Source organism: Nostoc sp. 'Peltigera membranacea cyanobiont' 232 (assembly GCF_002245985.1).
Lineage (GTDB): Bacteria > Cyanobacteriota > Cyanobacteriia > Cyanobacteriales > Nostocaceae > Nostoc.
The window spans coordinates 1-26,970 of record NZ_NOLK01000059.1 but is presented as its reverse complement, the minus strand read 5'-3'; the positions used below and the strand labels follow the sequence as shown (position 1 = coordinate 26,970).

Below are 26,970 nucleotides of genomic sequence, written 5' to 3'. Positions count from 1 at the left end.
ACATCGCCATTCTACTACCAAAGTGAAGATGAAAACAAAGTACTTCAGTGATAAGTAAAATCGCTAGGGATTCACGGTTATAAATAAAAATGGCTAATATCTTGTAGCAAAAGTCCAATCTATAATTAGCATTTAGCAATTAAAGCTTTCATCCTTCTATCTTTAGTAGGATTAATTGCGATGTGGAAAATCAGTCGAAAGCAAGATGATTTAATCCTGAAATAATTTAATATTTCTAGAACAAGACTTAATAAATCACTAATGAAATTATCTTATTTTTAAATACTGTTTTGAGGATGGTAAGTAAATAATCGCTCACCATCCTTTGAAACTAAAAAGCTAACAGTGAATACTGGTGATTACCACTGAGATAAACGCTGCTGGTAATAGTTAACAATTTGTGCTGTGACTTCAGACACATCCAAACCATCGGTTTGAACTTCGATCGCATCCGCCGCTTTTTGCAAAGGTGAAACTTTGCGTGTACTATCTTTCCAGTCACGTTCGGCAATATCCCGTTCCAGTTGTTCTAAATTGATTTCGGATTGACCTTGTTTATTAAAGTCTTCCTGGCGGCGACGGGCGCGTTCGCCCACAGAAGCGGTTAAGAAGATTTTTACTTCGGCATCGGGGAACACGTGAGTACCGATGTCTCGTCCTTCAGCGACTAAACCACCTTTTTTACCCCAGCTTTGCTGTTGTTTAACCAGTGCTTGACGGACAGCGCTTTGGGCTGCGATCGCAGATACAAGAGATGTTACCTCAGTGGTGCGAATTACCTGGGTAACATCAGTACCATTAATCCAAACCCGCACGGACGATTGTAAATCCTGGTTAGGAGTAAGTTCAATTTTAGATTGGTTAGTTAATTCAGCGATCGCACACTCATCATCAATAGCAATCCCCTTTTCCAATACTAACCAAGTGACAGCACGGTACATTGCTCCTGTATCTAAATAGACTAAACCCAGGTTTGCTGCCACTTGTCGCGCCACTGTGGATTTTCCAGCACCAGCTGGGCCATCAATGGCGATAATGGGTTGACGATCGCGCAATATCGTATTGTCAATCAAACGTGTAGCACCAAGACGAGCTGCGATCGCCAACATTCCTTCCTCCTCAACTTTTTCTAAAGACATCAACGTAGTCGGTTCAACTAATTCAATATATTCCACTAAAATTGTGCTGACCATTGCCACTTCTTGCTGTACCACTGCTATCAACTTGTTGCTATTGCGATCGCCTGCCCGAAACGCAGTTTCAGCTCGTCGCAAGCCGCGATATAATGCTGCGGCTTGCTCTTTTGCCGTTGCAGTCAAATATTGATTGCGAGAACTGAAGGCAAGACCCGATGCTTCCCGCACTGTTGGACAACCAACAATTTCTACTGGCAAATTCAAGTCAGCTACTAAGCGTTTAATAATTGTCAGTTGCTGACCATCCTTTTGACCAAAGTAGGCACGGTCAGGCTGTACCAAGTTGAAAAGCTTGGTAACAATCGTTGCGACACCTTGAAAGTGACCCAGCCGAGAACGACCACACAAGCCTGTCATCATAGCAGATGGTGGTATAACTTGTGTAACCTTTGATTCTTGTATACTCTTCTGGGGAACTGCCATCTCTTCAGGACTCGGTGCAAAAATGGCATCAACCCCAGCTTGTTCGCAAAGTTGTTGGTCTTGCTCTAAAGTACGAGGGTAGCGTTGATAATCCTCGTTGGGAGCAAATTGCAGGGGATTGACGAAAATACTCACAATCACCGTAGAATTTTCTTGCCGCGCCCGTTGGATCAAGCTTAAATGACCTTGATGCAAATTCCCCATCGTTGGCACTAAACCAACTGCCGTCTGATACCAGCCAGTCATCTCATCTAGTCTCAGATCCTCAGTAACTGCAATTAGCTTGTTTTCTGAGCAGCGTTTAGTTAAATAGCAGCGTAAAGCTGCGACTGTTGTCAGCAGGCGCACAAAAATACCCCTAGTTCTTATCGATCCCTCCCCCGCTAGTTTATATCTGAAATAGAGGGAAGAGTTGATTGAACTAGGGGAATTAAGTGATACGGAACTGGGGATTGGGATTGGGATTAGGGATTAGGGATTAGGGACTGGGGACTGAGGACTTTGTAGAGAAGGAAGAATTATTAAAAAAGTCTCTCATTTTTCTATCCCCAGTCCCTAATCCCCAATCCCCAATCCCTAATACCCAATCCCTAATCCCCAGTCCCTAATAATTATTTCCCCAAGACTTCAATATGTACTGGTGCAACGCCACTGCCCATCATTCCTAAAATCCGAGCCGCGCCAGCAGATACGTCAATGATTCGACCCCGAACGTATGGGCCTCGGTCATTAATCCGCAGTACTACAGAACGACCATTACGGGTGTTGGTTACACGCACTTGTGTACCAAAGGGTAAACTGCGATGGGCGGCAGTCATTTCTTCTGGGTTGAATCTCTGACCGCTAGCAGTACGAGTACCAGAACCGTCATAGCCATAATAAGAAGCCATGCCTCTCAAGGTGGCTTGCACTATTCCGACGGCAATTTGCCGGGGTAGCTTTGGTATTGATACTGGTAAATTCGCAATTTCTTTTAGGGGAGATGCATTGCCTAGTAGTCTCCGTAGGCGATTGGTTGCTTGCAATGCATCTTGCGCCAGATTGTTGGTGGAACCTGCTAGTCGTGTACCTTCGTTAATTTCGACCAATTCTTCGCCATTAATTTTGATTACATAGCGATCGCCATCTTGCTGAGGGGGAGCGCTTTTGTTTTGCGCTTGATTGGCATTAGATTTTTCCCCTGCTTTCCAACTGACGGTAATCTTACTGCCGTCAACATTTTCCCGATTCAACTGGTTGATCTTGGCTGCTATTACACCAGCTATCTGAACCGGGTCATTGTCATCGGAGCTAATCTGGTTACTCACATCTGTTAAGTTGCCAGTATTCAATGTATTTGATGAATTGCTAGCAATAAGGGCGTACGATTGTACGCCCCCAGTATTGACCATTGCACCAACTTTTTTAGTTTCAAGATTCGTATTTGATACAGAACTCAAAAAGGTGAGAACAGGTATATTTCGGATAAAAAGGGTTGCCGCCTTACGTCCTCTAATGTTGTGAGGATGAATTTCTGTAATCACAGCATCCAAGGTTTGTTTCCCTGCTCTGGATTGGTACTCTCCCACCTTAACCACTTCAGGGTTAGGTGATTTTTGGGAAGCTAGCGCATTTCCCTTGGTGGTTTGAGTGGTGGTTTGAGTACAACCGACTGAAGGTATGCCCAAAACAGCCATAGACAGGGCAACAATAATCCACAAATGTCTTTGATTCATGCGTCCGTTTTTGAAAGCGACTGTAGAACTTAAGTTTTATAAATTGCGGGATTTTTCTACTAGTGAATTAGTTGAAAGTTACTTCCCTTCTGAAAAACTCGAACTCGTTCCGTTTTCACTTTGTTCTTTATAACTGCAACAGACTAACACGAACCTTTTAGCTTGGGGATCAGGGTTTTAGCGTAATTATCGACAGCTTAATCAAATTAAAGTTCCAAATTTAAGGGTGAAACCTTTCTCAAGGGCGGACTTTGGCTATGTAACGCTTTTTTATGCAAGTCAAAAGTTTCTTAAAAAAACTTTACACTTATTGCAAGCCAAAGCAACGATACCCTATTGATTTCTCTTCTAAAGGCTCGCAACTATGCGTGTATTCTATATTACATTTATATTGCTATTTCCTATAAGAAGATAATATAACCTCAATTAAATAGCATCGGCATAAATACTTAAAATCATTTATTTAATTAAATATTTAGATTTCCCTATGAATAAGTCGTGATAAGAGTTACATCTGAAATAATTAGGCAAATTAGTTTGAGTTTAATATGTTTTTTATACTTAGATTAATGATGACTTTTATTCCCAATGACTAGACTGATACAGGCAACAAATGCAACCCATAACATCAGTATTACTGAGTATAAAATAAAGAAATATACTCAACTTAATATTTTTTGTGATTAACGATGGAAAAATTAAGAAATCTTTGCGATCGCTTGCACAAAAAATATCAGATGTGTTTAAAATAACAACTTTATCTTATAAACCTCAGTAATTGCTCAAGGATGATTTTTGACAGCAAGCTGTCTTTGACAAAATCTTTGTGGTTGTAAGTATGTACGGCTGCACCCCTACTATATATAGTGAGTATTTTGGAGAATACTATCAGTCTGATGACAAGCCAAGTAAATCAAAGAGATTTAGAAATAGATTCATCGCCATTATTAGCTGTTCTTAAGGAATTGCATTCCCAATACAAGTTACTGCAAGAGGGTGCAGTAGCTAAATATATTCCAGAACTGGCGAAGGCAAACCCGGATTTGTTCAGTATTTGCATTGTCACAGTAGATGGTCAGATTTACAAAGTTGGCGATTATGACCAACTCTTTACCATTCAGTCTATTTCCAAAGTCTTTGCTTATGGACTTGCCTTAGAAGATCATGGACTGGATTATGTTTTAACTAGAGTTGGCGTGGAACCGACGGGGGATGCATTCAACGCGATTGTTTTGGATGAGCAATCGAAGCGACCTTATAATCCAATGGTAAACGCTGGAGCGATCGCAACCACCAGCTTAATTAAAGGTTCTGGCCCAACGGAACGTCTTAATCGAACGCTGGATATGTTCAAGCGATATATTGGTCGCGATGTGTTCGTTGACATTTCAGTTTTTACCTCAGAACGCAGTACCGGACATCGCAACCGCGCAATGGCGCATCTGATGCTCAACTTTGGCATGATTGACCGGAATATTGAAGAGTCGCTGGATCTTTATTTCCAGCAGTGTGCTGTGATAGTGAATTGCCAAGATTTAGCAGTGATGGCGGCTACCCTGGCTAACAAAGGTATGAACCCCATTACCAAAGAACAGGCGGTAGATAAGCGTTACATCAAAGATATTCTGAGTGTGATGTACACCTGCGGAATGTACAACTTTGCAGGTGAGTGGGCTTACAAAATTGGGATTCCGGCGAAAAGCGGTATTTGTGGCGGGATTATCGCCGTTGTACCCAATAAGATGGGCATTGGAGTTTTTTCACCACTACTGGATGTGCGTGGTAACAGTGTGCGAGGGGTGAAGGTGTGTGAAGAACTTTCCCAACGCTTAGGTTTACATCTGTTTGATTGTTCAGGTCAAGAGGCGAAATTCGAGTAAATTAGAACAGCCAAAAAACTATAATAATTGGTGTGTATGGATGCAATATAAATTAGTTAGCCGCATTAAAAATCTGCTGTGCAGTTAAATTTAATTGAGGAAAAATAGGTGATGAAATCGTGGTGTTACCTTGAAATGGTGTCATTTGATATTCACCATCAACTCATTCGCATACAAAAATAGTGGGTTGTTTGGGATTGCCGATGAACTATGAGTAGAATTTTATTCTCTGTAGAGACGTTACAATGCAAGGTCTCTACAAGCGTTATCAATAGGTAACTTATCTTATCCTAACCGGATTGAAATGATTTATTCTCATAACTCTTCTGCTTGGGGAAGCGGGAAGATTTCACCAGCTAAGTAAGCTGGAAAGTGCTTTTGAAAGTACAACCAGGAAGTCATATCTTCACCATCTATCAATGCTTTTGGGGCTTGCTTATATAGAGGAATACGGTTATTAATTTCATCTTGCAGCAGTTGGGGCAGTTCTGTTAAACCATTGACTTTGCTGCCAACAGCACTATAGATTAGTTGACCGGGGCGATCGCCCATTTTCATCCAGGGAAGCCATTGACCAATCCGATCCCAACTCAGTTTTAGTTCAGAAACTGACGGAAGGGCTGTGTTAAATAAATCTGCGGTTGGCACAGTTAATTTAAACAATTCTGCTGCCTGATAAATTGGATTTGGGCTGTATTCGGCAAATTTGCGATCGTCTGCTAAGGGATTGGGGTAATAGGGAAATATATCAAAAACGAAGGTTGTACTGTCACTATCTACTTGTGCGGGAAAATTTCCCTCAAACCTACCCTGCACGGGATTATTGGCGACGTGAATTACCGGAACTGTCTCGCCTGTCCAAGGATTCTCCCATTTGCGTAAGACTTCATCTGTTTTTGGATTGAGGTAGTAAGTCAGTTCTCTAGAAGTAAAATCCCAGCTACCCTCTGCTGTGGGAATACATCGGCTAACACTCAATCCCAGCATCTTGAACAGGAGTTGTCTTTTCTCGCCAGGGATAAAGGCATAAATCTTACCTTTCCAAATCAGGAAAGTCGATTCGCTAGGGTCGAGGGAAGAACGAGTTTTAACCCAGTGCTGCGCTTCAAGTTCTTGGATTTGGGCAACCATCTAAAGCATCCTTAGTGTTTGGATAACAAAAGGATAAGCTAATCAGCATTCAAGTTGCATCTTTGTCATTGGTTAAAAATTAATGCCCGATGCCTTATTTTAATTGCTGGAAGAACAGCTTCAGCTTATTCTCATCTAATTTGCCGTTGGTGCGAACGGCATTAAACAAATCAAGTCCGAAAGGGGCAACTTGTTGGATTGCGATCGCAACATTTTCAGTTTTCAGCCCTCCAGCTAAGAAAATCGGCACGCTTACTTGCAAACAAGTATAAAAACTCCACTCTTTTGCCCAATTCCCTCATCAATTAAACTGATTCAGAAACTTGCTCATCCAGACGGCGAAACAAAAACACCCAAAGAGGTAGGGAACTATTAATCGCAATCAACCGCACTAAGTGACCAGTTGTGACAATTTCAACATTATGATTTAATGCCAGGGAAACCAAAATCATTTCTGCCGATCCTCCTGGTGCTGTGACTAAGAGACAGGTTAACCAGTCCCAAGAGGTTAATTGCATGGCAAGTATAGCAGCGATCGCTCCGGCGATGAGAGTCATTCCTACAGACATCAAGGTATAGCCGACAGTCCGCTTCTTAAAGTTGGGTTTGTCTCCCCAATATTCACCAATGGTAATTCCCAGCAGCATTTGACCCAATAAGTTAATTAAAGGCGGCGGACTAAAACTAATATCGCCCACAAAAGGCAGCCAATGTAGCAAAGGATTAAACCCAATACCAATCAACAATGCACCAAAGAAATCGCCTGCGGGAATTTTAAATAATATAGCTGGATAAACTACTAATCCAGTGATTAGGAGTACTAACAAGAGTAATTCTAGTTGAGATGGATCGAGATTGAGCCAAACGCCGTTGATTGGGAGTGGTTGGGGAGAGTAATTACTAGCTGATGTCCTAGCGATGAAGGGAATCAAAACAACTACTGAAGTGACGCGAATCGCCTGAACTAGAGCAACTAAGCTGACATTTTTATTGTAATCGGCTGCGATCGCAGCCATAATTCCGACACCACCAGGAACTGTCGCCAGCATTGCTGTCAATAGGTTGGTTTTACTGAGGCGGGCGTAAATATAACCAATACAGGTTCCACTCAGCAGCAGAAACAAGGTCAGAAAAATAAATATGGGAATACTAGAAGCAATACTAGCTAGATTACCGTGGGTATTGGAAGCGCCGACAGTTAAACCTACAAGTGCCATTCCCACTTTTCTAGCAGTGCGGTTAGGTTGGGGGGAATATTGATAAAAAATTCGACACCCTTGAAGAACTACTGTACCAGCAGCAATCCCGCCAAATATCCAGGCAATTCTACCAATTTGGAACTTGGCGAGGAGTAAACCCAGAGGTAATGCTAGAAGCATTTCTAAGACAAGGACAATTAGTTGCTTCGTAAATAGCTGTTGTTTGGTAACAACAGCATTTTCATGAGTGTGTTCTTCCAGGCTGGAAGCAACACTTGGGCTTTGATTCATCAATAGAAAGCTTTTTTATTAATTTAACTTATGTACTTGAGCTAACGCGATCGCATAAATCAACTTACACAAGAATCGCTATAGAGACAGGATAGGGGCACAACGATTATGATGCCCCTACAAATAATTTATATTCCTTTCTAATGGTTCAGCCGTTTAATCTTCATCAAGGGCTGGGAAAGCTTCTTCAAGCTGCCACAACCTATCTTTGTTTTGAACGAACCAAATACGAGTTTCGGGAGTTAATTGACTCCAAATGACTTCAACAGGGATGTGAGGAGATGCATATTGGTACTGTTGACCAAGGGTTCTGAGATTGTCCGCCACATCATGGGGAATTCCGAATTGTTCCCAGTCAACTGTTATATGTCTTCCCGAAACACCTGCTGTGGGGTCGAAAATCAATTGTGCCGATCTGACTAAATCAGCAAAGTGTTTCGGTTTGAGTTTGGTGATCTCTTGAATTTGGAGTGATTCGTTATACTCTTGAGACATTATCGCCGCAATGGTAAAGATTAGTGGTGTATTGAACTTACTGCCAGAGATTTTGATCCCAATATTTTTACTTTAGCGCAGAGCCGCTAACTCGATCGTGACTCAGATTTATAGATTAGGGATTAAATGTTGGGAATAATTCTGATTCCAATCCCCAATCCCCAGTCTCTAGTTCCTATTTTAGTGACGAGTGTAGGAACGCTCAAAGTGAGTTTTGAGTCTTTGTGCCATACGGAGTTCTCGTTCGCGCGGCTCATAACCGCAGTTTAGAATTCTGCGGCTATTGAAGTCCTCAATCCCCTTCAAATTCACGTTTTAAAAGCCAAATTACTAAAACTACCCAAGGTGTTAACAGTTAGTTGGGCGCTTGGTTGCGATCGCTCGTTTAGGCGGTTATATCATGTCTGGATAAATACTTGTCATTACGAACGCAGCGATAGCGAAGTGAAGTAATCGCAGAGTCCCCAGCGATTGCTTCGTTCCACTCCGTTTCACTCGCAATAACATATCGTAAGTGATTAAGCGGACTTGATATTACTTAGAATATCGACGTAATACTTCCATTGGCATCCAGGTACTGTGGCGAGGCTAGTTAAAATTGCACGATCTCTGTGTTCGCGTAGCGTCTCGTAGAGAGGGTTGGCAGCTTGCTAGAGAGACTTAACGGGAAAAATCAGATCGCGATCGTCCTGATGCTGCCCAGCGTGTCCTGAAATAACAGGCTGCACACAAGTGAAACTGCTCCTTAGCAGCAAGAAGCACCTTTAGCAAACAGCCAAAATATTTGTATAGTAATTATGTATACATTAAAAACAAGTAATAAGCATCAAGAAATTTCACAATTTCAAACTGCAAATAAATGTAGGAGGTATTCTACATAATTACTTAACGATAATTGGCAGTTAGCATTCAAAACATAGTTTATTTATACTCTTGTACGGAATTAGCAATGAAAGTTGGGTAAACCTTAATTAGAATTGATCCTTTTCTACTTTGTTGAAAATAAATTTTCATCTAGAGTAGGACAAAGATACATGCTGTTTACCACATAGAAAAAATCTAGCTGAAGCCTCTGGCTCATAGCTATGGGAAACCAAGCTTGATGCTTGAGAGTCTGGTTTCAAAATGGGTAACAGCAACATCCCCTATCCGCTCGATCACCTATGCTAAAAGTTATGCACTCGGCCGCCAACTCAGCCACTCCAAATTCCCAGTGGGAGGATTTAATCAAGCTTCCAGCCCCAAACACAGTTCAATGGGACAATATCAAAACCCAATTAGACTTGGTGCTGTTGGCGCTAGAAACCTTAACTGGGATTGGCTCAGAGGCTATGCTTTCGGCGGCAACCGATCTGAATTTAGAGTCAAGAGTGCCAGACCGCGTAGCTTTATGGCGACTGCGCCAGTCAAATCCCCTACGCAAAGGTCAAGGAGGGCGAAAAAAGCTAGATGTCGAAGAAGCGCGATCGCTTGTTCTGATTATCTGCTACCTAGCCAAACAGCACCAGGAATTGATTCGCCGCGCTGTCGGTCTGTTGGAACAAATGGCAGAAAATAACCGGGAACCTCACCAGGCTGCTTTACTTGGAGACTATATTGATGCTTTTTGCAACACCTACCAAGAACGGATGGAAGAGGACGAGAAAATCTCAACGGATTTACTTACCAACCTGGCACTAAAACTGCTTGTAGATTTACTTTTTTACAGCGCCCCTGGTGGGCATCGCCGTCTCTGGCTAGCACTTATAGACCGTTCGACAAAATTTTAGATTTGAAATTTGAAATTCCTCAATCAAAATTCGCTTGTGATTTGTTTGCTAGATCGGGAAACCTTTTTGATAGCCGTTAGCCCTTGGGCGATGCACTATCAGCACTGCTTCCTCCTGGCACAAGACTACACAACGGAAGAAACCTGACAAACTTCCTTGTGAGTGAAGGAATCCACCGTTTCAACTTTTCTTTGCAAGCAACTGGCTTAAATTTTTGCAAAATCCCAAATAGTCTTCCTCGCAGTTCCTGCTATGCCTCTATCAAATTCTGTAATTCGTCGCTACACCCCCCCTACTTGCACGCTAGAAGTATTCGCGCAAAGCTCGCCTCTGTCCCGTTGGATGGGGAAAACTGTCCTCAAACACCTCAGCTTTGAGCTACGTTTTGACGATCCCCGACTACCAGAAGAACACAGAATCCCAATTCGGGGCGATCGCGATCAACTTGAAGCTTTGTGTGATGCAGTCACAAATTACGTACAGCAATTTCTCCAACAGTCTCCAGAGAGCTTTTGGGTCAGTTTCTCCGGTACTCAAGAGTCAAGTACAGCATTGGGTGAGCCGGAATTAAAGTCCTCAATACAAACATTAAATTCTTTTAATACCCAACTTCCTGGGGCAAATATCCGCTTAGAACCAAGCAGCTATTTAACTCACAACTTAGTTCTCGGTTCTCTCGCCAACCACTCATCCGGCCCTGTAATTCAACTCACTCTGCTGCAATTATTCGATTTGGCCAGTGCTTTAGATGAATACTCAACTGATGTCATGGCACTCCCAACTCTCAACAGCACGAGTTCGACTCTGAGGTTCCCTGCTTGGGCACCTGTTGCCGCAGTATTAGTCTTAGGTGTAGGTTTCTTACCAGTTACTTGGCAATATGCTAATAGCATTAGAGAAAAGGAACAGCAGACAGCGAAAACATCAGATTCAGCAGCAGTAAAGACTGCTTTAGAACCTTCAACTTCACTAAACTTCCCTACACCTGAACCTGGACTCACCACTCCATCAGATAATTTGTTAGGTTCCACTCCTCCACTTCCCACATCGACTTTGCCCCAAGCACCTCTAACAGCCCCAGCCCCTAGTTCTAGTTTTGCTGCACCGCCACCTCTATTTCCAAATAGTGCAGTGACAACAACCCAGGGTAAGACTTCAACCTTTGCCACCAATCGAGCTAACGCACCATCTAGCAAAAACCCAGGCCAGGAGATTGCCATAATACCAAATTTGGGACAGAACTCTACAGGGTCAAATCCCCAAACTGGTAATCTCCCTCAACTGCGGAATTTGCCACCCAGACTATCTTCTAACGCAGGCAGCTTACCAACTAATATTTCACCAATCTCCCCCCCGTCTCTTAGCACTATTCCCAATAATGGTGGCAATACTCGTACCCAAGCCTCGCCACTAACTTCACAACAGCTAGACGAAAGAATCAATTCCCTACAGCAATCTTCTCCCGGCGAAAAACCTGTTTCACAACTTCCCTCCTCTAGAACTGCGGATAATAATCCATTCATCGATCAATTAGGGGACACACGCAAAACCCCTAAATCCAGAGAAGTGGCTACTGGTACGTTATTTGATACACCTCAAGTAGCAGAAGCTAGAGAATACCTCAAAAAGCGTTGGCAACCACCTACTGGACTAGGACAAACATTAGAGTACAGTTTAATAGTCAGTGTTGACGGCACAGTTGAACGAATTTTTCCTCTCAATAAGGCAGCAAGAGAATTCGTTGATAACGCTGGGATGCCCGAAGTTGGCAAACCTTTTGTTTCCGCTAATACACGCGGACAAAATGTCAGAATTCGAGTTGTTCTCAGTCCTGATGGTAAGGTACAGACTTTTCCAGATGAATAAGTAAATTAATCCGTTTAATGCCACTTATAAAACTGGTACAAACTTTGTGCCAGTTTCTATTTGCTTCAATTGCTCTTAAGCTTACTTTTTAGAGTCCAGTTACCAAACTGGTCTTAATGTTGATACCAGTAAACCTACCAATAACTACAATTACTTTTAACACCACTTTTCCCAAATTAAACCACAGATAGAAGTCTGGAAACCCAGATTGAATCTGATGCCTCTTAATTACGAATTAGTATAAATCACTTATATCAAAGGCAGGAGATATGCAAACAATTGGTACTCAAAAAGACAGTCCAGCTTGGGTTATTCAAACTTGGGCAGCTTTTGTGATTTCTATTTCTATGACCACCTTCGGTATTGTCAACTTACCTGTAAATGGCTGGGTGAAGGGCTTTATGGGTATGGGTATGGCTTTCTCTGTTGGCTCAACTTTTACTTTGGCGAAAACTACTAGAGACTTGCATGAAAATAGAAGATTAACTGCTAGATTAGACGAGGCAAAAGTAGAAAAATTACTTTCACAACACGATCCTCTAAATTTCAAATGAAGCCAACCATAACAATTTTGGATTAAAAGACTTTACCGAAAAGCTGTCAGAAATTAACTATATTACTAAAAGCAAAGGACTGGATATACCCAGTCCTTTATTTATATGAATTTAACGTTTTTATCTTAATAACGGGATTTTTTGGTCTTTAACTTTTGCTTTTTACGCCGACTTTCGCTAGCAGCAACCGCATGTTCCACCGGATAACCCACTATGGGAATTACCTGATATTTGCGCTCGTCTTCTAACTTTTTCAGTTCAGTGTAATCAACCCAATGAATGCAATCAACCGGACAAGTATCAATTGCTTCTTGGATAATTTCTTCAGCGTCCCCATCTTGGCGAACCACGCGCGATCGCCCGTAATCTGGTTCAATGTAAAAAGTGTTACGCGCAACATGAGCGCAATGCTTGCAACCAATACAGGTGATTTCATCAACATAGACACCATTTTGGCGCAGCAAACCACCCAATTCCGGTTCTAAACCAGAACGTTCCGGGGCATCCCGTAAAAAACCCCCTAATTCTGGTTCCAAACCGGAACGGTTGTCAACTTGTTCTTCCGGCGACGGCAGAAAATCAGCCATTACGCACTCCAGCGCTGTACTACCAGGCGAATTGAACCATCTTCATTTTTTTGCTGTTCAGAGACTTGAAAACCAACACGAGCGGTTTCTTTCACAACTGTTTGATAAGCATAGCGCTGTGTTACCTGGCGCAAAAATCCATCCACAGACAGGTTTTGCTGCCAATATTGCAAGTCAGCCACCAATTCATATTCCTTGCCATTCCATCTAAAACCGATATCGTAGCCATTTTCCTGCTCAATACTAACTTCCGCAGGATGGGTTTGACCCCGATAGCCACGGACTTCGCGCGGGCCGGGTTTCCAGTCTACGCCCAATTCAGTCAAAGCATCTTTCAAAGAATCAAGGTTACGGATTTGAGTCTTAATTTGGCTAAAGTGTGACATGGTGGTTGTGAATTAATTACACTAAACTACTGTGAAAACTTACCAATCGCTGTAAGTGGTGTGTGTATTCGCCACATTAGATTGCTGCACCTTCGCGGCGAAATATTCTGAGGTTGGCTCATGATTAAGTACTTGCCCCAGCTGTGCCTCTATTGCTGCTGTAACCTCAGCGCACGAAGCACCCACAATGCCAGTGACTTTTTCTTGTACCCGACCGTCTGGATAGATTATGAACTCTAATGTCTCCATGCTCTTGGCCAACCACGATAAGTACGCTTAAATTTTACTGCCTTAGCAGAAGGCTATAAATATAGCCGTAGGAACATTTTTACTTAGATACAAACTTGCCATTTGTTAACTAATGTTCCATCTATCAACATATATATCTCAGAATCTTTACAAAAATTATTAATTTTGTAAGTACACACATCAGTATTTAGTTAGTTTCTCTTAAACCTCATCGATTAGTCAAGGTAAAAAACTGAGTTGGCTAGGTAAGCGGCAAAAGTGCTAAGAATAAGCACTAGACGTACTATAGCCAGCTAGATGGTTACAAAAATATATAACTTATTGAAAAACTTTATCATTATTAAGTTTGTCCTATTCCTCCAGGGTTTCCTGCAAGATAGTGGCTATCATAAATTGTTGTAAATCCTTCCGGTTCACCAGTCATAATGCGATCGCTAGCTTTCTACTGATTGAAGCGTGCGTTTAGTGTAGCAAAATGTTATCACGCTTGACTACGTAACAACCTCGAATCACCTTCCGCAGCAATTATCTCAAAACAAGAATCCATTTCAAGAAATAATTCCCAGTAATCTTTTCTACACTGGTTAGCTAATCTTTTAATTACAATATCTTCAAGTTGAGTATTACGCTTACCTTTCCAAAGGTTATCAGCTAAAGCAACAAGTAACTCCTCAAGCGAGCATTCCATTGTTTGCCATTGCCCATGAGAACGACAACATCGTGCAAGGTTTGGATTAATACCATTACTAATTAGCAACTTTTCACCGTCGGCTTCGTGATTATTTCCTTTTACGACAAGCTCATCTGGATGAAGAATTTTTCCTGCATCATGAAACGCAACGCCAAGACGCACAAAGCTTTGATCGAATGGAACACGTAATTGTTGCAGTTTTGTAATCAACAAATCAGCAGCTTCACCAACTAACATAACGTGGAGAATCAGCTTTGATGAAGCTCCCAAATGTTGAAGGATATCGTAAGCATTTTCTAGTCTTTGAAAGGTTCTAATCTGGCTACTCATTTAGGATTTTTCACAGTAGATAAAATTTCACCTTGATTAAAATGGGAAACCTGCGGAGGCGGCTACGGTATTCATTGGGAAGAAATTGATGAAGACCTTAGCACAGAAGGAATGCTGCCTGGCGCACCTGCACCAAGAGGCAAAGTGTAAGTTAAGCGATGCCTACGGCTGGCTACGCCTACGCACTCAATCCTACATAATGCGATCGCACAATCTTCTCTGTGTATTATGTATAGAAAGCTTTCTATCGCTTACGCTGTCACCATTTCCGGGACTGAATCAGGGGATGCTGGCTCGAAATGTAACACCATTATTTGCTCTGGGCGTAAACCAACAGATTCATAAGTGCGTCCATTGCGTAGGCATAGCCCGCCGCAGGCATCGCTAAATTCCACTTCAAATGCAGCACCGCCAGCTAATAATTCTACTACTGTGCCAACTTGACCACGGTACAGGTTGTATTCAGGCAAATCAATTGTTAGTGCTACTACATCCAGCAACTTGATTGTATTTTTACTCATCTTCTATCACTTCCAAATATTTACAGAAGATAACAGGTTGTTAATCTTGGGACATCATAACCATTTTCTATAATATTGTTGCCTCACTCCTGGAGGCAAGCTTATTTACGACCAAAATCTGCTGGAATGTCGCCCCAAGAGACAGTATTCCATTTGAGAATACGATTAGTATACTCATTATTTTCCAACCACTTTAATGCTCTGTCTACCAAATTAAATATTTCTTCGTTGTCCGTGCTTGAGGTTAGCTTTGTTCTGACTCTCTTGTTGATTACCCAAAGAATACCTACCTCTGAATCAGAATAAATAGGTATATCCCTACCTTGTTTATTGAGGTATGCAAGAGCATGAACAATAGCCAAAAACTCTCCAAGATTATTTGTTCCGTTTGGCATTGGACTTTTATGGAAAATTACTTTCCGTGTTGCTGTATCAATACCTCTATATTCAACGTACCCAGGATTACCTAAACATGAAGCATCAACACAAACGCTATCCATAATTAACTCTTTTTCAGGAAAAATTTTTGTTTTTGTTTCTTGCCACTTTACTTCTTTCTGCTCACTTGTAATGATAAAATTCTGTTCTGCAAGCTCCAATGCTACTTCTGCTTCTTCTCTAGTCTTAAAAGATTTGTACAACGCACCACTAAAACCTGTGATATGTTCATCACATTCCTCCCAGCTTGTGAATATACCTGTCTTTCGACCTTTAAAAACGGCGTAGTATTTGTTGGATGCCATAATGACCCTTCCGAATAAGACGATGTTATAGTTCCCCTGAATACCTTTGAATTAGGATAAGTAAATTCAATTGATTAAAATTCATTTTTCCAGATTTAGCCAGCTATCCGTGTGGGAGTACTGGGTTTTGTCCCTTGGCGATCGCCAAGCAGCTTAGAATAGTAGTGATAGACAGGATTATAATTATGAACGTCGTCATTCCTAGTGAAATACTAACCGCAACTCGCATAACTGAAGGCGAAATGAAGCAGGAAATTGCGGTGATGCTCTTTCAAAAAGAAAAGTTAACCCTTGCTCAAGCCAGCCGATTTGCAGGCATGAATCGTATAGCATTTCAGCATCTACTCGCAAGTCGTCAAATTTTAGTGCATTACGGTGTGGAAGATTTTGAACAAGATATAAATAACTTGCGGGCGATGGGTAGACTGTGATTATTGTCAGTGATACTTCACCCATTAATAACCTCGCCGCCATTAACCATCTTCATTTACTACAACAGCTTTACGGAACAGTCCTAATTCCTGAAGCTGTCTACCGAGAACTAACTGATCCCAACTTTCCAGTTGCAGGTGCAACTGAAGTACAAACTTTTATATGGATTCAAACTCGTCCAGTTCAAGATCGTATACTTGTTGAAGCACTCAGCAATGAACTGGATATTGGTGAAGCTGAAGCGATGTCTGACGACAAGCCACTCCGTGTCTACGCTCTAGCAGTGGAAATGAAAGCAGATCAAGTGTTGATGGTATATTCAGATTTTTGCTGCTACTTCGCGTGAAAATTTGCTCAAGCCTAAATCACTCAACAAGAATTTCTGGTGAAAAAACTGATTTGGTTAGGGGAGAAATCAGGATAATGAAGCATAATTAACCTTTATAGCTAAAAGCTGTCAGCCATCAGCCACAAGCTGAGATGGTAAAGTTTGAAGGCTTGTGATTCAACTTAACTAATTGACTATGAGTACAGCAAATATTTCGTCAGCGATACGCATAGGAGTACTAGGTTTCGGCGGACTCGGACAAGCCGCCGCTAAAGTACTTGCTGCTAAACAGGAAATGATTTTAGTCGCAGCCGCAGATCAAAAAGGTTACGCTTACGCTGCTGAAGGTTTAAATACTCAAGATTGCATTGCAACTTACCAGTCCCAAGGTTCAGTAGGTTATTTAGAACCAGTTGGTACGTTAACAAATCAAAGTATTCAGGATGTAATTGCGATCGCTCAACCTGTGGATGGGTATTTTCTGGCTTTACCCAACCTACCAAATGATTTTATCCCCTCTGTAGCCAAAGAGTTTATTAAATCTGGTTGGCGTGGGGTGCTAGTGGATGCAATTAAGCGCACCTCTGCCATAGAACAACTACTGGCGATGAAAGAAGAACTCCTTGCAGCCGGGATTACCTACATGACAGGCTGCGGTGCTACACCCGGACTGTTAACCGCCGCCGCCGCATTAGCAGCCCAAAGCTACGCCGAAATTCATCAAGTCGAAATTACCTTTGGGGTAGGAATTGCCAACTGGGAAGCTTACCGCGCCACTGTGCGGGAAGATATTGGCCACATGCCTGGTTATACAGTGGAAACTGCTAGGGCGATGACTGACGCAGAAGTAGAAGCACTACTAGATAAAACCAATGGCGTGCTTACCTTGAAGAATATGGAACACGCTGATGATGTGATGCTAGAGGTAGCGGGAATAGTGGGGCGCGATCGCGTTACAGTTGGTGGTGTAGTCGATACTCGCAATCCTAAAAAGCCCCTCAGCACTAACGTTAAGGTAACAGGGCGTACCTTTGAAGGCAAGATTTCCACCCATACCTTTACTCTGGGAGATGAAACCAGTATGGCAGCCAATGTCTGCGGCCCTGCCTTTGGTTATCTCAAAGCTGGTAGACAATTGCACCAACGCGGCATTTATGGTATCTTCACTGCTGCTGAAATTATGCCGCAATTTGTTAGGTAATAGTTAGGAGTTAGGAGTTAGGAGTTAGGAGTTAAAAATAGAAACCTTCAAAACTTCAAAGACCTCACTATTAACTCCTAACTTTTTCTACGCTGGTGGAATTTCTGGGGAAAAAATCCCTGTAAAATTTTCCTCAAGTAGCAAATCTGGTGTTTGGATAATAAATGGAAGTTCGGCTCCTACGAGTCCTCGTTGGATGCGTTCTAAGGTATCACTAAAAACGACAAACAGAGGATATATTGTATTAGCTCCCTCACTCAAAATATGACTGTGGCGCAGAGGCATCAACCACTCATAATCATTATCTAGAAAAACTTGGGTTTGTCGCCAACGTCCTAACAAATCAGAAAAGTCTTCGTGAGCGCGATGAATAAAGACTAAGATTTCGGCTCCGGTTTTGATTTTCCATTCTGGATCGCACATCAAAATTGCCACATCACAGGGTAAACAGATTGTTTGTGGAGTTGTTGTAGCTGTGTTGCGAAGACGGACAATTGGCAAAGGGATAGTAATGACACTTTCATCGGGACGGCGCAAACTAGGAATCATCTCTAAGTATGGCCGATATTGCTTTAGTAAGGCGATCGCAGCTAGATGATTGCTGTACTCTGCCAAACTCGCTTCGTAGTAAGATTTTTGCACAGTCATAGTTTATTCAATAGTTAGGAGTTAGAAATAAAACCAAGTAGTTAAGAGTTAAGAATCAGGATGAGAAATAAAGAGCTTAAACTCCTAATTCCTAACTATTAACTCCTAACCTTTAATCCCCTATCCCAGCTTTTCAAATACCGCAAACATCGGCAAATACATTGCTAGCAAAATGGTTCCAACCATTCCCCCTAAAACTACAATCATCACTGGTTCCAAAATACTGGTCATTGCTTTTACCGCTTGCTCGACTTCATCTTCATAGAAATCAGCAACTTTCATCAACATTCCATCTAATTCTCCAGTTTCTTCTCCGATACTAATCATCTGAATTGCCATAGCTGGAAAAACGGCATCTTTTTGTAAAGCAATGCTAATCATACCTCCCTGTTGAATCTCCATGCGGGCTGCGTCTATGGCATTAGCAATTACTTGGTTTCCTGATGTATCTCGGACAATTTCTAAGCAAGTTAAAATTGGTACGCCTGAACGAGTCAAAGAACCAAAAGTCCGGCTAAAGCGGGCGACTGAAGATTTTTGAATTAAGTCACCAAACAACGGCATCTTCAGGGAAAGGCGATCGATTGTTATGCGACCAACAGGAGTTTTACCATATTGTGTAAAGGCAAATTTCAATGCTATAAGAATACCTAAAAGTACGAAAGCACCAGGACTTCTCAAAAATTTACTGGCATCCATCAAGAATTGCGTTAGAGGTGGTAATGAGATTCCAATTTGCACAAAAATCGTGGCAAAAATCGGAATCAGAAAAATAGTCATCCCGAGAAAGATCGAAACTGCGATAAAACCCACAACCGTTGGATAAGACATTGCTGATTTAATTTGGTTTTGTAACCGGGCAACATCTTCTAACAACTTAGCTAAACGATTCAATACTTCATCTAGAACACCACCCACTTCGCCAGCTTGAATCATACTCACATATAACCCATCAAAGCAGTCAGGATGCTTCCGCATTGCCTCTGAAAGGTTCATTCCGCTTTGAACATCAGTACTAATCTCAACTAGGGCTTGTTTGAGTTTAGTATTACTACACTGTTCAGAAAGTACACCTAGACTTCTAACGATCGCAACCCCCGCATTCATCAAAACGGCAAATTGACGGGAAAAAACAGCTTTGTCTTTCACAGAAACCTTAACTAAGGAATTCTGGAATTTTTTTAAGGCAACATCTGGCTGAAATCCTTGAGATTGCTTGAGTTCTTGGATTACAAGACCTTGTTCTCTGAGATTAGTCCGAGCTTGTGACAAGGATTCAGCAACAATTTTTTCTGTTCGGGATTTTCCTTGCGAATCCCGAACACGGGCAACAAAGTTTGGCATAAATAAATTCAAAATAGTTGTTATTTATTGGGCATGGAGCAATTTTATTTTGGATTTTGGTGAAGCAGCGCGGTCTTGGGGGTTTCCCCCATGAGTGACTGCTGAACCCGAAGGGATTGAGGATTTTGGATTAAATTTCAATCTAAAATCCAAAATCTAAAATCTAAAATTATTACTCCCCACTTCCCTTAATGGGCTTTGGCAGCTACACCAGGTTTCGCACCTGCTGCCTGGGGTGGTACAGAAGTACCGATGAGACGTTGGATTTCATCTGGCTTAGAAGTCTTAGACATCGCCGCTTCAAAGGAAATCGTTCCTGCTTTGTAAAAATCGGCTAAAACCTTCTCCAGAGTTTGCATACCCAATTTGCCGCCAGTTTGAATAGCTGAGTAAATTTGAGATGTTTTACCTTCTCGAATCAAGTTTGAAATAGCGGGAGTGACAATCAGAATTTCTTGAGCCATCACCCGACCATATTCACCAGGTTTAGGGCTTTTCTTGGACACCAAGGTTTGGCTAAATACTGCCACTAATGAGTTAGACAACTGCACCCGCACTTGGGTTTGTCTTTCATGTGGGAAAACGTCAATAATCCGGTCAACCGTCTGGGCGGCGGAACTGGTGTGTAGTGTCCCAAATACCAAGTGTCCTGTTTCTGCGGCAGAAATTGCCAAAGAAATCGTTTCCAAATCGCGCATTTCCCCTACCAGAACGATATCTGGATCTTCCCGCAAAGCTGCTTTCAACGCATTAGCAAAACTCTTAGTATCTTCACCCAGTTGTCGTTGGTGAACCAAGCTTTTAATTGGTTCGTAGACAAATTCAATTGGGTCTTCCACCGTTAAAATATGCTCTGCCTTAGTGCGGTTAATCAAGTCAATCATTGCCGCTAGAGTAGTAGTCTTGCCGGAACCTGTAGGGCCTGTCACCAGAATTAGTCCTCTGGGTTTATCTGTCATTTCCCGCACGATATCTGGCAAACCTAATTTTTCAAAGTTAGGAATCTTAGAACTTAATGCCCGTAAGCAAGCAGCATAAGAACCACGTTCTTTATAGACATTGACTCGGAAGCGAGCTAAACCTTTAACTCCATAAGAACAATCCAATTCCCAGTTCTGCTCTAAGGTTTTACGCTGGGTGTTGTTGAGCATACTAAAAATCAGCCTTTGACACTGATCGGCTGTCAATATATGCTCACCTATGGGGGTGAGTTTGCCACTGATGCGGAAGTAGGGAGGCAAACCTGCGGATAAATGCATATCCGAGCCACCCAATTCAATCAACTGCTCCATCAAATCTTCGATCATCATTTCCATAGTTCTGCTTCCTTTTAATGTTTTTATTTGTCATTTGTCATTTGTCAGTTGTCCTTTGTCATTTGTCATTTGTTTTAAGTTAGTAAGCATCAACTAATGACCAATGACTAATGACTAATGACTAATGACCAATGACCAATGACCAATGACCAATGACTAGTCTCAAAACCGAGATGTCATACAGTATGGACAATCCAGCCATTCTTGTTTCAATGTGGCCTCGCAACTCCGGCAGGTAAGACCAGTCTTGCGTTTGGCTTTTAACTCTGCTTCTAAACCCGTATCAGTAAACGTCACTCGTTCTACTTCTTCTAAAGTGGTGGAACCTTCGCGCACTAAATCCAAACTGTAAGCCAGCAAGGTTTTCATGCCCTCTTCTATTGCCACTTCCTTAATACGTTCGGTGGGTGCATCTTCGTTGATGAGAGTTTGGAGGTTTTCGGTGACTCGCATCACTTCATAAACACCACAACGCCCTTTGTAGCCGCCGCCATTACATTTTGGGCAAAGCTGATTTTTGGCTTTGGCATCGGCGATCGCATCTAATGTCAAGGTGTTAGCTTTATAGAAGGTAACTCCAACATCAGAAGAAGCTGATAAACCATACCGAGCCAGTTCCTCAGTTGTAGGAGTGTAGGGAATACGACATTCAGAACATACGCGCCGCACCAAACGTTGAGCTAGAACGCCAATTAGGGAACTAGAAACCATGAAAGGCTCAATGCCCATTTCTCCCAAACGAGCGATCGCACCTGGGGCATCATTGGTATGTAAGGTAGTTAATACTAAGTGACCGGTCAAGGCAGCCTCAATTGCTGTTTTTGCCGTTTCCTTATCCCGCGTTTCACCCACCAGTAGCACATCTGGATCTTGTCGCAAGAAAGCCCGCAGTGCGGTAGCAAAATCCAGTCCTTTTTCTCGAATCACCTGTACTTGAGTAATCCCTGGAAGGCTGTACTCAATTGGGTCTTCCACAGTACTGATATTAATACCGGGATCGTTCTTTTCTGAGAGTGCAGAATACAGCGAGGTTGTTTTTCCAGAACCAGTTGGCCCAGTCACCAAAATTAGCCCAAAGGGGCGGCTAACCATATCCTGGACAATACGTAAAGTCTCTGGATCGGTAATTAACTTATTCAATCCCAGTTGGGTTGAAGAGTTATCCAAAATCCGCAGCACTACCTTTTCCCCGTAGCGACTGGGTAAGGTATTCACACGGAAATCCACTTTACGTCCCTCAAACAGCCGGCGGATGCGTCCATCTTGGGGTAGACGGCGTTCAGCAATGTCTAGATTGGAGATGATTTTAAATCGGGCTGTCACCGCCGGGATGATTTTTTTCGGTAGGGGATCGAAAGCTTCCTTCAGTACGCCATCCTTCCGAAAGCGAATGCGTAAGTTTTCTTCTTGCGGTTCGATATGAATGTCAGAAACGCCCTCATGCAAGGCTTTAGCAAGGATTCTGTTCACTAGGTTGATGACTGGAGCATCCTCTGCACCCTTCATCGCTGCTCCAAGATCGGCCTCCATTTCTTCAGGAGCATCCGAAATATCGAGATTTCCGAGGTTTTCTAAATCCTGATTAATATCTGTAAACTTTTCTTGTTCCAGATGCTTTTGCTTAACAGCCATTTCATCCAGATATTGGTTGATTAGCTGCTGGTAGTCTTCCTGTGTAATCACCATGCGCTGCAATGCCAAGCCTTGGGGGCGCAAGATGCGGTTCAGGTCATCGGAAGCCTCTAGATTATCTGGAGCGACCATCGCCACTAAAACTGAGGGCGGGGTTTGGTCTTCGTGTTTCGACAGTGGTACTAAACGATGGCGACGGCAGATATCTACTGGGATGAGGGTTTCAATCAGGTTCCCCATCATCGTGTTGCCAACAGAGCTGACTTCCGGATCGAGGAATTCAACACCGTATAGTATTTTAAGTTCAAATAGCTGCTGTTTTTTGTATTGCCTGAGCAACTCAGGTGATAGTTGTTGTCCAGTAATTGACTCTAGTACTTCCGTTAAGGGTCGGCCAGATTTGCGGCTTTCAATTAGTGCCTGCCTCATCTGTTCGGTATTGACATAGCCAGATTGCACTAGCTTGTTGCCGAAGGGCGAAAACTCTGTTCTGGTAGTTAGAGCGGTACTGCGCCGTTGTGGTGACGAGTAAGTCATAAATGAGCGAATGAGTAGGGGAACCTCTGCTTAAAGTATTCCCAGCCTGTGAGATAGAATTCTCATTTGCCAAAAAAGTCATTGAACTTCTGAGCAACAAAAACTGTTGTTCGGAGTTCTCGCTAAATGGTGAGTGAAAAATAAGTAATAGTAGAGAAAATATCAATTCCTAAATCACTCAAGCAACAAATTTTTAGTCACAGGGGCGAATGAGATTAAGCGCCACTCTTTCAAATTACTTACTCCTAGAGGTACACTACTCGTTCGGGTTCCCGCCTTGATGGTGTCTACGCTAAGGTATTCACCATTTGTCACAATAAGAAAACGGTTACATCACTTCCAGAAACTTGTCGGCAACAAAATCAGCCTTAGTTGCAAGTCGTGGATGACGACGGTTGCAAGCTATGGAGATACACTGCCATAAATAGCAAGCATCTGGAATGAGTGGACAATGATGGATGAAAATAAACAGATAAACAATACTAGCCAGCAATTGGGTGAACCAACAGAGGTAAAGCAAGCAATGAAGAGTGACTCCCCAGCCCAAATTAATTTCAATGAATCTGGTAATGAGGTGACAGAGCAAGTGACATCCCAAGCTAATGTACCGGGAGATGCGGCTACTATCAATGCAGAAACTGGCGTTGCTGCAACCGATAATACTGGTGTGGAAACGGCAGCTTTGGCAGAACTAACTCAACAAATTGAGTCTCTCAAAACGCAGTTAGAAGAGCGTAGTACTCAATATATGCGGATTGCTGCTGATTTTGAGAATTACCGGAAACGTACTAGCAAAGAAAAAGAAGAGCTAGAGACGCTGATGAAGCGGAATACGATTCTAGAATTGCTACCAGTGGTCGATAATTTTGAGCGGGCCCGATCGCACCTCAAACCGCAATCTGATGGCGAAATGACCATGCACAAAAGCTATCAAGGGGTTTACAAACAATTAGTCGATAGCCTCAAACGCTTGGGTGTATCACCAATGCGTCCTGAAGGCCAAGAATTCGATCCTAACCTCCATGAAGCAGTAATGCGGGAACCTACGGATGAACATCCTGAAGGAACAGTGTTAGAAGAGTTAGTGCGCGGATATTACTTGGGCGATCGCGTGCTACGCCATGCAATGGTCAAAGTAGCTGCTCCAAAGGAAGATACACCTTCTACGGAGGAAGATCAGTCGAGTCAAGCCTTCAGTTAAGCTGTAGTCGCTCGTCTCGCTGACCAAAAGTGCCTGGCTTCTAGCAAGGACGAGCATCGCGTACCTAAAACTTGGACAAGGCTTTGGATAACTCTCTGTGTTTCAACTTCTCTCTTGCTACCAGCAATATGGGTTCCACAGACGTTATCCGCTAGCCTTGATTCGGAGCAAAAAAGTTAGTCCGCGACATATTACAGCATAAAAAATCAGTAAAAATACTGCCAATTATGGGAAAAGTTATTGGAATCGATTTAGGCACTACCAACAGTTGCGTCGCAGTTCTGGAGGGCGGTCAACCACTGGTGATCTCCAATTCTGAAGGCGGACGAACTACTCCAAGTATTGTGGGATTTGGCAAGAGTGGCGATCGCTTGGTTGGTCAATTGGCAAAGCGCCAAGCCGTAACCAATGCGGAAAACACAATTTACAGTATTAAACGATTCATCGGGCGACGTTGGGAAGACACTGAAATAGAACGCGATCGCGTCCCCTACAACTGCATCAAAGGTCGAGATGATACCGTTGATGTTCAAATTCGCTCAAAAAATTACACGCCACAAGAACTATCCGCGATGATCCTGCAAAAGCTCAAGCAGGATGCGGAAAACTTCTTGGGTGAAGAAGTCACGCAAGCAGTGATCACGGTACCCGCATATTTCACAGATGCTCAAAGACAAGCCACTAAAGATGCTGGCACGATCGCCGGATTAGAAGTTCTGCGAATCATCAATGAACCAACAGCTGCGGCTTTAGCTTTCGGATTGGAAAAGCAAGACCAAGAGCAGCTAATTTTAGTATTTGACTTGGGAGGCGGTACTTTCGACGTATCGATCCTGCAACTTGGGGATGGCGTTTTTGAAGTTAAAGCGACTTGTGGTAACAACCACTTGGGTGGAGACGACTTTGATAATGCGATCGTGCTTTGGATGATGGAACACTTCCAGCAACAGGAGAAAATAGACCTTTCCAAAGATAAGATGGCACTGCAACGCCTACGGGAAGCAGCAGAAAAGGCCAAAATTGAACTCTCTAACATGGTCAATACCTCCATCAACCTGCCATTCATCACAGCTGATGAAACCGGCCCAAAGCATTTAGAGATGGAACTCAGCCGCTCTAAATTTGAGGAACTGGCAGGGAAATTAATTGAAGGTACTATTGAACCAATGATCCAAGCGCTCAAAGATGCGGATCTCAAACCAGAAGCGATAGATCGGATTATTTTGGTAGGTGGTTCTACCCGTATTCCCGCAGTCCAAAATGCGCTGATTAAATTTTTCAATGGCAAAGCTCCCGATCGCTCTATCAACCCTGATGAAGCGGTAGCATTGGGAGCAGCAATCCAAGCAGGGGTATTGGGTGGCGAAGTCGATAATCTCTTACTATTGGATGTCACCCCCCTGTCTTTGGGAATTGAAACCTTGGGTGAAGTGTTCACGAAAATTATTGAACGCAACACCACAATTCCCACCAGTAAGTCACAAATCTTTTCCACAGCCGTTGATGGGCAAATCTCGGTAGAAATTCACATTCTCCAAGGTGAACGGGCAATGTCACGAGATAACAAGAGTCTCGGTAAGTTTCTCCTAGCAGGAATTCCCCCATCGCCCCGTGGTGTGCCACAAATTGAAGTATCCTTTGAAATCGATGTTAACGGCATCCTGAAGGTTTCTGCCCAAGACAAAGGCACAGGTAGAGAACAGAGTATCAGGATTACCAATACAGGTGGTTTAAGTACCAACGAAGTCGAACGGATGCGCCAAGAAGCCGAACTGTTTTCCGAAGAAGATAGAAGACGTAAAGAACTGGTTGAACTCAGAAACCAAGCAGATAATCTCTTGTTCAGTTACGAATCCACCATCAAGGATAATAGCAGCTTTATCGGCGACCAGATAAAAACCTTGGCTAGTGAAAAAGTTTCACAACTCCAAGCTGCAATGATTGACTCCAGCATCTCCACGGTGGAATTTAAGCAGCGTTTAGACGACTTCCAACAAACTTTGTTTGCCATTGGTGCTGATGTCTACAATCGAGCTAACAGCCAAAGTGATGAGATTGAGGAGGCTTCAGCTAGTGCTTTTACTTCAGAAGGAGACTCACCAATGAACGGTACATTAATACCACAATTCAACTTTGATTTTGACGAAGAAAGTACCGCACAGGCTGATTATGAGGCTATAGATTAGGGATTGGGGATTGGGGATTGGGGATTGGTTACTGGGGACTGGGCACAGTATCTGGAGATTAGAGGTTTAGTGGAGAAGGGTTCAGAGGGATTTTCGCTCTGCTTTCCTGCTTCTTTCCC

Annotated in this window: 24 protein-coding genes and 3 pseudogenes; 10 read left to right on the top strand and 17 right to left on the bottom strand. The window is 42.7% G+C overall.

Annotated features, from left to right (window positions below):
* Positions 1–359 precede the first annotated feature (359 nt).
* Both CDG79_RS19890 and CDG79_RS19885 read right to left on the bottom strand, forming a co-directional pair.
* Positions 360–1,967: a bifunctional pantoate--beta-alanine ligase/(d)CMP kinase gene (locus tag CDG79_RS19890; protein ID WP_094343663.1), complete on the bottom strand. Its 1,608-nt coding sequence runs from the start codon at positions 1,965–1,967 to the stop codon at positions 360–362.
* A gap of 263 nt (positions 1,968–2,230) precedes the next feature.
* Complete coding sequence (locus tag CDG79_RS19885) at positions 2,231–3,334, bottom strand: septal ring lytic transglycosylase RlpA family protein (protein WP_094343662.1); 1,104 nt, start codon at positions 3,332–3,334, stop codon at positions 2,231–2,233.
* Between the two features lie 896 nt (positions 3,335–4,230).
* Here CDG79_RS19885 and glsA point away from each other — a divergent pair.
* Complete coding sequence (glsA, locus tag CDG79_RS19880; protein ID WP_094343661.1) at positions 4,231–5,214, top strand: glutaminase A; 984 nt, start codon at positions 4,231–4,233, stop codon at positions 5,212–5,214.
* A 52-nt stretch (positions 5,215–5,266) separates the two neighbouring features.
* Here glsA and CDG79_RS41150 read toward each other — a convergent pair.
* The 5 genes and pseudogenes from CDG79_RS41150 to CDG79_RS19860 form a co-directional block, all read right to left on the bottom strand.
* Positions 5,267–5,422 (bottom strand): annotated as a pseudogene (locus CDG79_RS41150) (Uma2 family endonuclease); the annotation flags it as partial.
* Between the two features lie 107 nt (positions 5,423–5,529).
* Positions 5,530–6,345 carry a DUF1838 domain-containing protein gene (locus tag CDG79_RS19875; protein WP_094343660.1) on the bottom strand — a complete coding sequence of 272 codons (816 nt, stop codon included), beginning with the start codon at positions 6,343–6,345 and terminating at the stop codon, positions 5,530–5,532.
* A gap of 94 nt (positions 6,346–6,439) precedes the next feature.
* Positions 6,440–6,613: pseudogene (locus CDG79_RS19870) on the bottom strand (phosphoribosylanthranilate isomerase); the annotation flags it as partial.
* 37 nt (positions 6,614–6,650) lie between these two features.
* Positions 6,651–7,835: an AbrB family transcriptional regulator gene (locus CDG79_RS19865; RefSeq protein WP_094343658.1), complete on the bottom strand. Its 1,185-nt coding sequence runs from the start codon at positions 7,833–7,835 to the stop codon at positions 6,651–6,653.
* A gap of 156 nt (positions 7,836–7,991) precedes the next feature.
* Entirely contained in the window at positions 7,992–8,330 is a 339-nt protein-coding gene (locus CDG79_RS19860; protein ID WP_094343657.1) for a hypothetical protein, read from the bottom strand.
* A 1,163-nt stretch (positions 8,331–9,493) separates the two neighbouring features.
* Between CDG79_RS19860 and CDG79_RS19855 the strand changes: the two genes are divergently transcribed.
* The 3 genes from CDG79_RS19855 to CDG79_RS19845 all read left to right on the top strand — a co-directional run bounded on the left by CDG79_RS19855 (position 9,494) and on the right by CDG79_RS19845 (position 12,519).
* Positions 9,494–10,099, top strand: coding sequence for a DUF3038 domain-containing protein (locus CDG79_RS19855; RefSeq protein ID WP_012406938.1), 606 nt, complete (start codon positions 9,494–9,496; stop codon positions 10,097–10,099).
* 252 nt (positions 10,100–10,351) lie between these two features.
* A complete protein-coding gene (locus CDG79_RS19850; RefSeq protein WP_094343656.1) occupies positions 10,352–11,965 on the top strand; it encodes a DUF4335 domain-containing protein in 1,614 nt (537 codons plus the stop codon).
* A 269-nt stretch (positions 11,966–12,234) separates the two neighbouring features.
* Complete coding sequence (locus CDG79_RS19845) at positions 12,235–12,519, top strand: YiaA/YiaB family inner membrane protein (protein ID WP_094328132.1); 285 nt, start codon at positions 12,235–12,237, stop codon at positions 12,517–12,519.
* Positions 12,520–12,644: 125 nt separating this feature from the next.
* On the opposite strand, the gene CDG79_RS19840 is transcribed toward CDG79_RS19845, so the two are convergent.
* The 4 genes from CDG79_RS19840 to CDG79_RS19825 form a co-directional block, all read right to left on the bottom strand.
* Positions 12,645–13,106 (bottom strand): ferredoxin, encoded by a 462-nt coding sequence (locus CDG79_RS19840; protein ID WP_094343655.1) that lies wholly within the window; start codon positions 13,104–13,106, stop codon positions 12,645–12,647.
* Positions 13,106–13,492, bottom strand: a complete 387-nt coding sequence (locus CDG79_RS19835; protein WP_094328130.1) for a DUF1257 domain-containing protein — start codon at positions 13,490–13,492, stop codon at positions 13,106–13,108. Before CDG79_RS19835 ends, CDG79_RS19840 begins: the two co-directional genes overlap by 1 nt.
* A 39-nt stretch (positions 13,493–13,531) precedes the next feature.
* On the bottom strand, positions 13,532–13,741 hold the full coding sequence (locus CDG79_RS19830) for a DUF2997 domain-containing protein (protein WP_012406943.1): 210 nt from the start codon (positions 13,739–13,741) through the stop codon (positions 13,532–13,534).
* A gap of 481 nt (positions 13,742–14,222) precedes the next feature.
* Positions 14,223–14,762: an HD domain-containing protein gene (locus CDG79_RS19825; RefSeq protein ID WP_094343654.1), complete on the bottom strand. Its 540-nt coding sequence runs from the start codon at positions 14,760–14,762 to the stop codon at positions 14,223–14,225.
* A 51-nt stretch (positions 14,763–14,813) separates the two neighbouring features.
* Here CDG79_RS19825 and CDG79_RS19820 point away from each other — a divergent pair.
* A pseudogene (locus tag CDG79_RS19820) lies at positions 14,814–14,912 on the top strand (DUF2442 domain-containing protein); the annotation flags it as partial.
* 101 nt (positions 14,913–15,013) lie between these two features.
* Here the strand turns inward: CDG79_RS19820 and CDG79_RS19815 are convergent.
* Positions 15,014–15,283 (bottom strand): DUF4926 domain-containing protein, encoded by a 270-nt coding sequence (locus tag CDG79_RS19815; RefSeq protein WP_094343653.1) that lies wholly within the window; start codon positions 15,281–15,283, stop codon positions 15,014–15,016.
* Positions 15,284–15,384: 101 nt separating this feature from the next.
* Positions 15,385–16,026 carry a ribonuclease H1 domain-containing protein gene (locus tag CDG79_RS19810; protein WP_094343652.1) on the bottom strand — a complete coding sequence of 214 codons (642 nt, stop codon included), beginning with the start codon at positions 16,024–16,026 and terminating at the stop codon, positions 15,385–15,387.
* A 185-nt stretch (positions 16,027–16,211) separates the two neighbouring features.
* On the opposite strand from CDG79_RS19810, the gene CDG79_RS19805 reads away from it, so the two are divergent.
* The 3 genes from CDG79_RS19805 to bioU all read left to right on the top strand — a co-directional run bounded on the left by CDG79_RS19805 (position 16,212) and on the right by bioU (position 17,987).
* The gene (locus CDG79_RS19805) at positions 16,212–16,457 is read left to right on the top strand and encodes a UPF0175 family protein (protein WP_094343651.1); all 246 of its coding nucleotides are present in this window, start codon (positions 16,212–16,214) and stop codon (positions 16,455–16,457) included.
* Positions 16,454–16,804: a hypothetical protein gene (locus tag CDG79_RS19800; RefSeq protein ID WP_223278219.1), complete on the top strand. Its 351-nt coding sequence runs from the start codon at positions 16,454–16,456 to the stop codon at positions 16,802–16,804. Before CDG79_RS19805 ends, CDG79_RS19800 begins: the two co-directional genes overlap by 4 nt.
* Before the next feature lie 178 nt (positions 16,805–16,982).
* On the top strand, positions 16,983–17,987 hold the full coding sequence (gene bioU / locus CDG79_RS19795; RefSeq protein WP_094343650.1) for a (S)-8-amino-7-oxononanoate synthase BioU: 1,005 nt from the start codon (positions 16,983–16,985) through the stop codon (positions 17,985–17,987).
* An 87-nt stretch (positions 17,988–18,074) separates the two neighbouring features.
* Here bioU and CDG79_RS19790 read toward each other — a convergent pair whose 3' ends face one another.
* The 4 genes from CDG79_RS19790 to CDG79_RS19775 form a co-directional block, all read right to left on the bottom strand.
* Positions 18,075–18,635 carry a hypothetical protein gene (locus tag CDG79_RS19790; RefSeq protein WP_094343649.1) on the bottom strand — a complete coding sequence of 187 codons (561 nt, stop codon included), beginning with the start codon at positions 18,633–18,635 and terminating at the stop codon, positions 18,075–18,077.
* A 120-nt stretch (positions 18,636–18,755) separates the two neighbouring features.
* A complete protein-coding gene (locus CDG79_RS19785) occupies positions 18,756–19,979 on the bottom strand; it encodes a type II secretion system F family protein (RefSeq protein WP_094343648.1) in 1,224 nt (407 codons plus the stop codon).
* A 188-nt stretch (positions 19,980–20,167) separates the two neighbouring features.
* Positions 20,168–21,322 (bottom strand): type IV pilus twitching motility protein PilT, encoded by a 1,155-nt coding sequence (locus tag CDG79_RS19780; RefSeq protein WP_442937468.1) that lies wholly within the window; start codon positions 21,320–21,322, stop codon positions 20,168–20,170.
* 135 nt (positions 21,323–21,457) lie between these two features.
* On the bottom strand, positions 21,458–23,464 hold the full coding sequence (locus tag CDG79_RS19775) for a GspE/PulE family protein (RefSeq protein ID WP_094343646.1): 2,007 nt from the start codon (positions 23,462–23,464) through the stop codon (positions 21,458–21,460).
* 451 nt (positions 23,465–23,915) lie between these two features.
* On the opposite strand from CDG79_RS19775, the gene grpE reads away from it, so the two are divergent.
* On the top strand, positions 23,916–24,665 hold the full coding sequence (gene grpE, locus CDG79_RS19770; protein WP_094343645.1) for a nucleotide exchange factor GrpE: 750 nt from the start codon (positions 23,916–23,918) through the stop codon (positions 24,663–24,665).
* A gap of 227 nt (positions 24,666–24,892) precedes the next feature.
* Positions 24,893–26,851 (top strand): molecular chaperone DnaK, encoded by a 1,959-nt coding sequence (dnaK, locus tag CDG79_RS19765; protein ID WP_094343644.1) that lies wholly within the window; start codon positions 24,893–24,895, stop codon positions 26,849–26,851.
* The last annotated feature ends 119 nt before the right edge of the window (positions 26,852–26,970 follow it).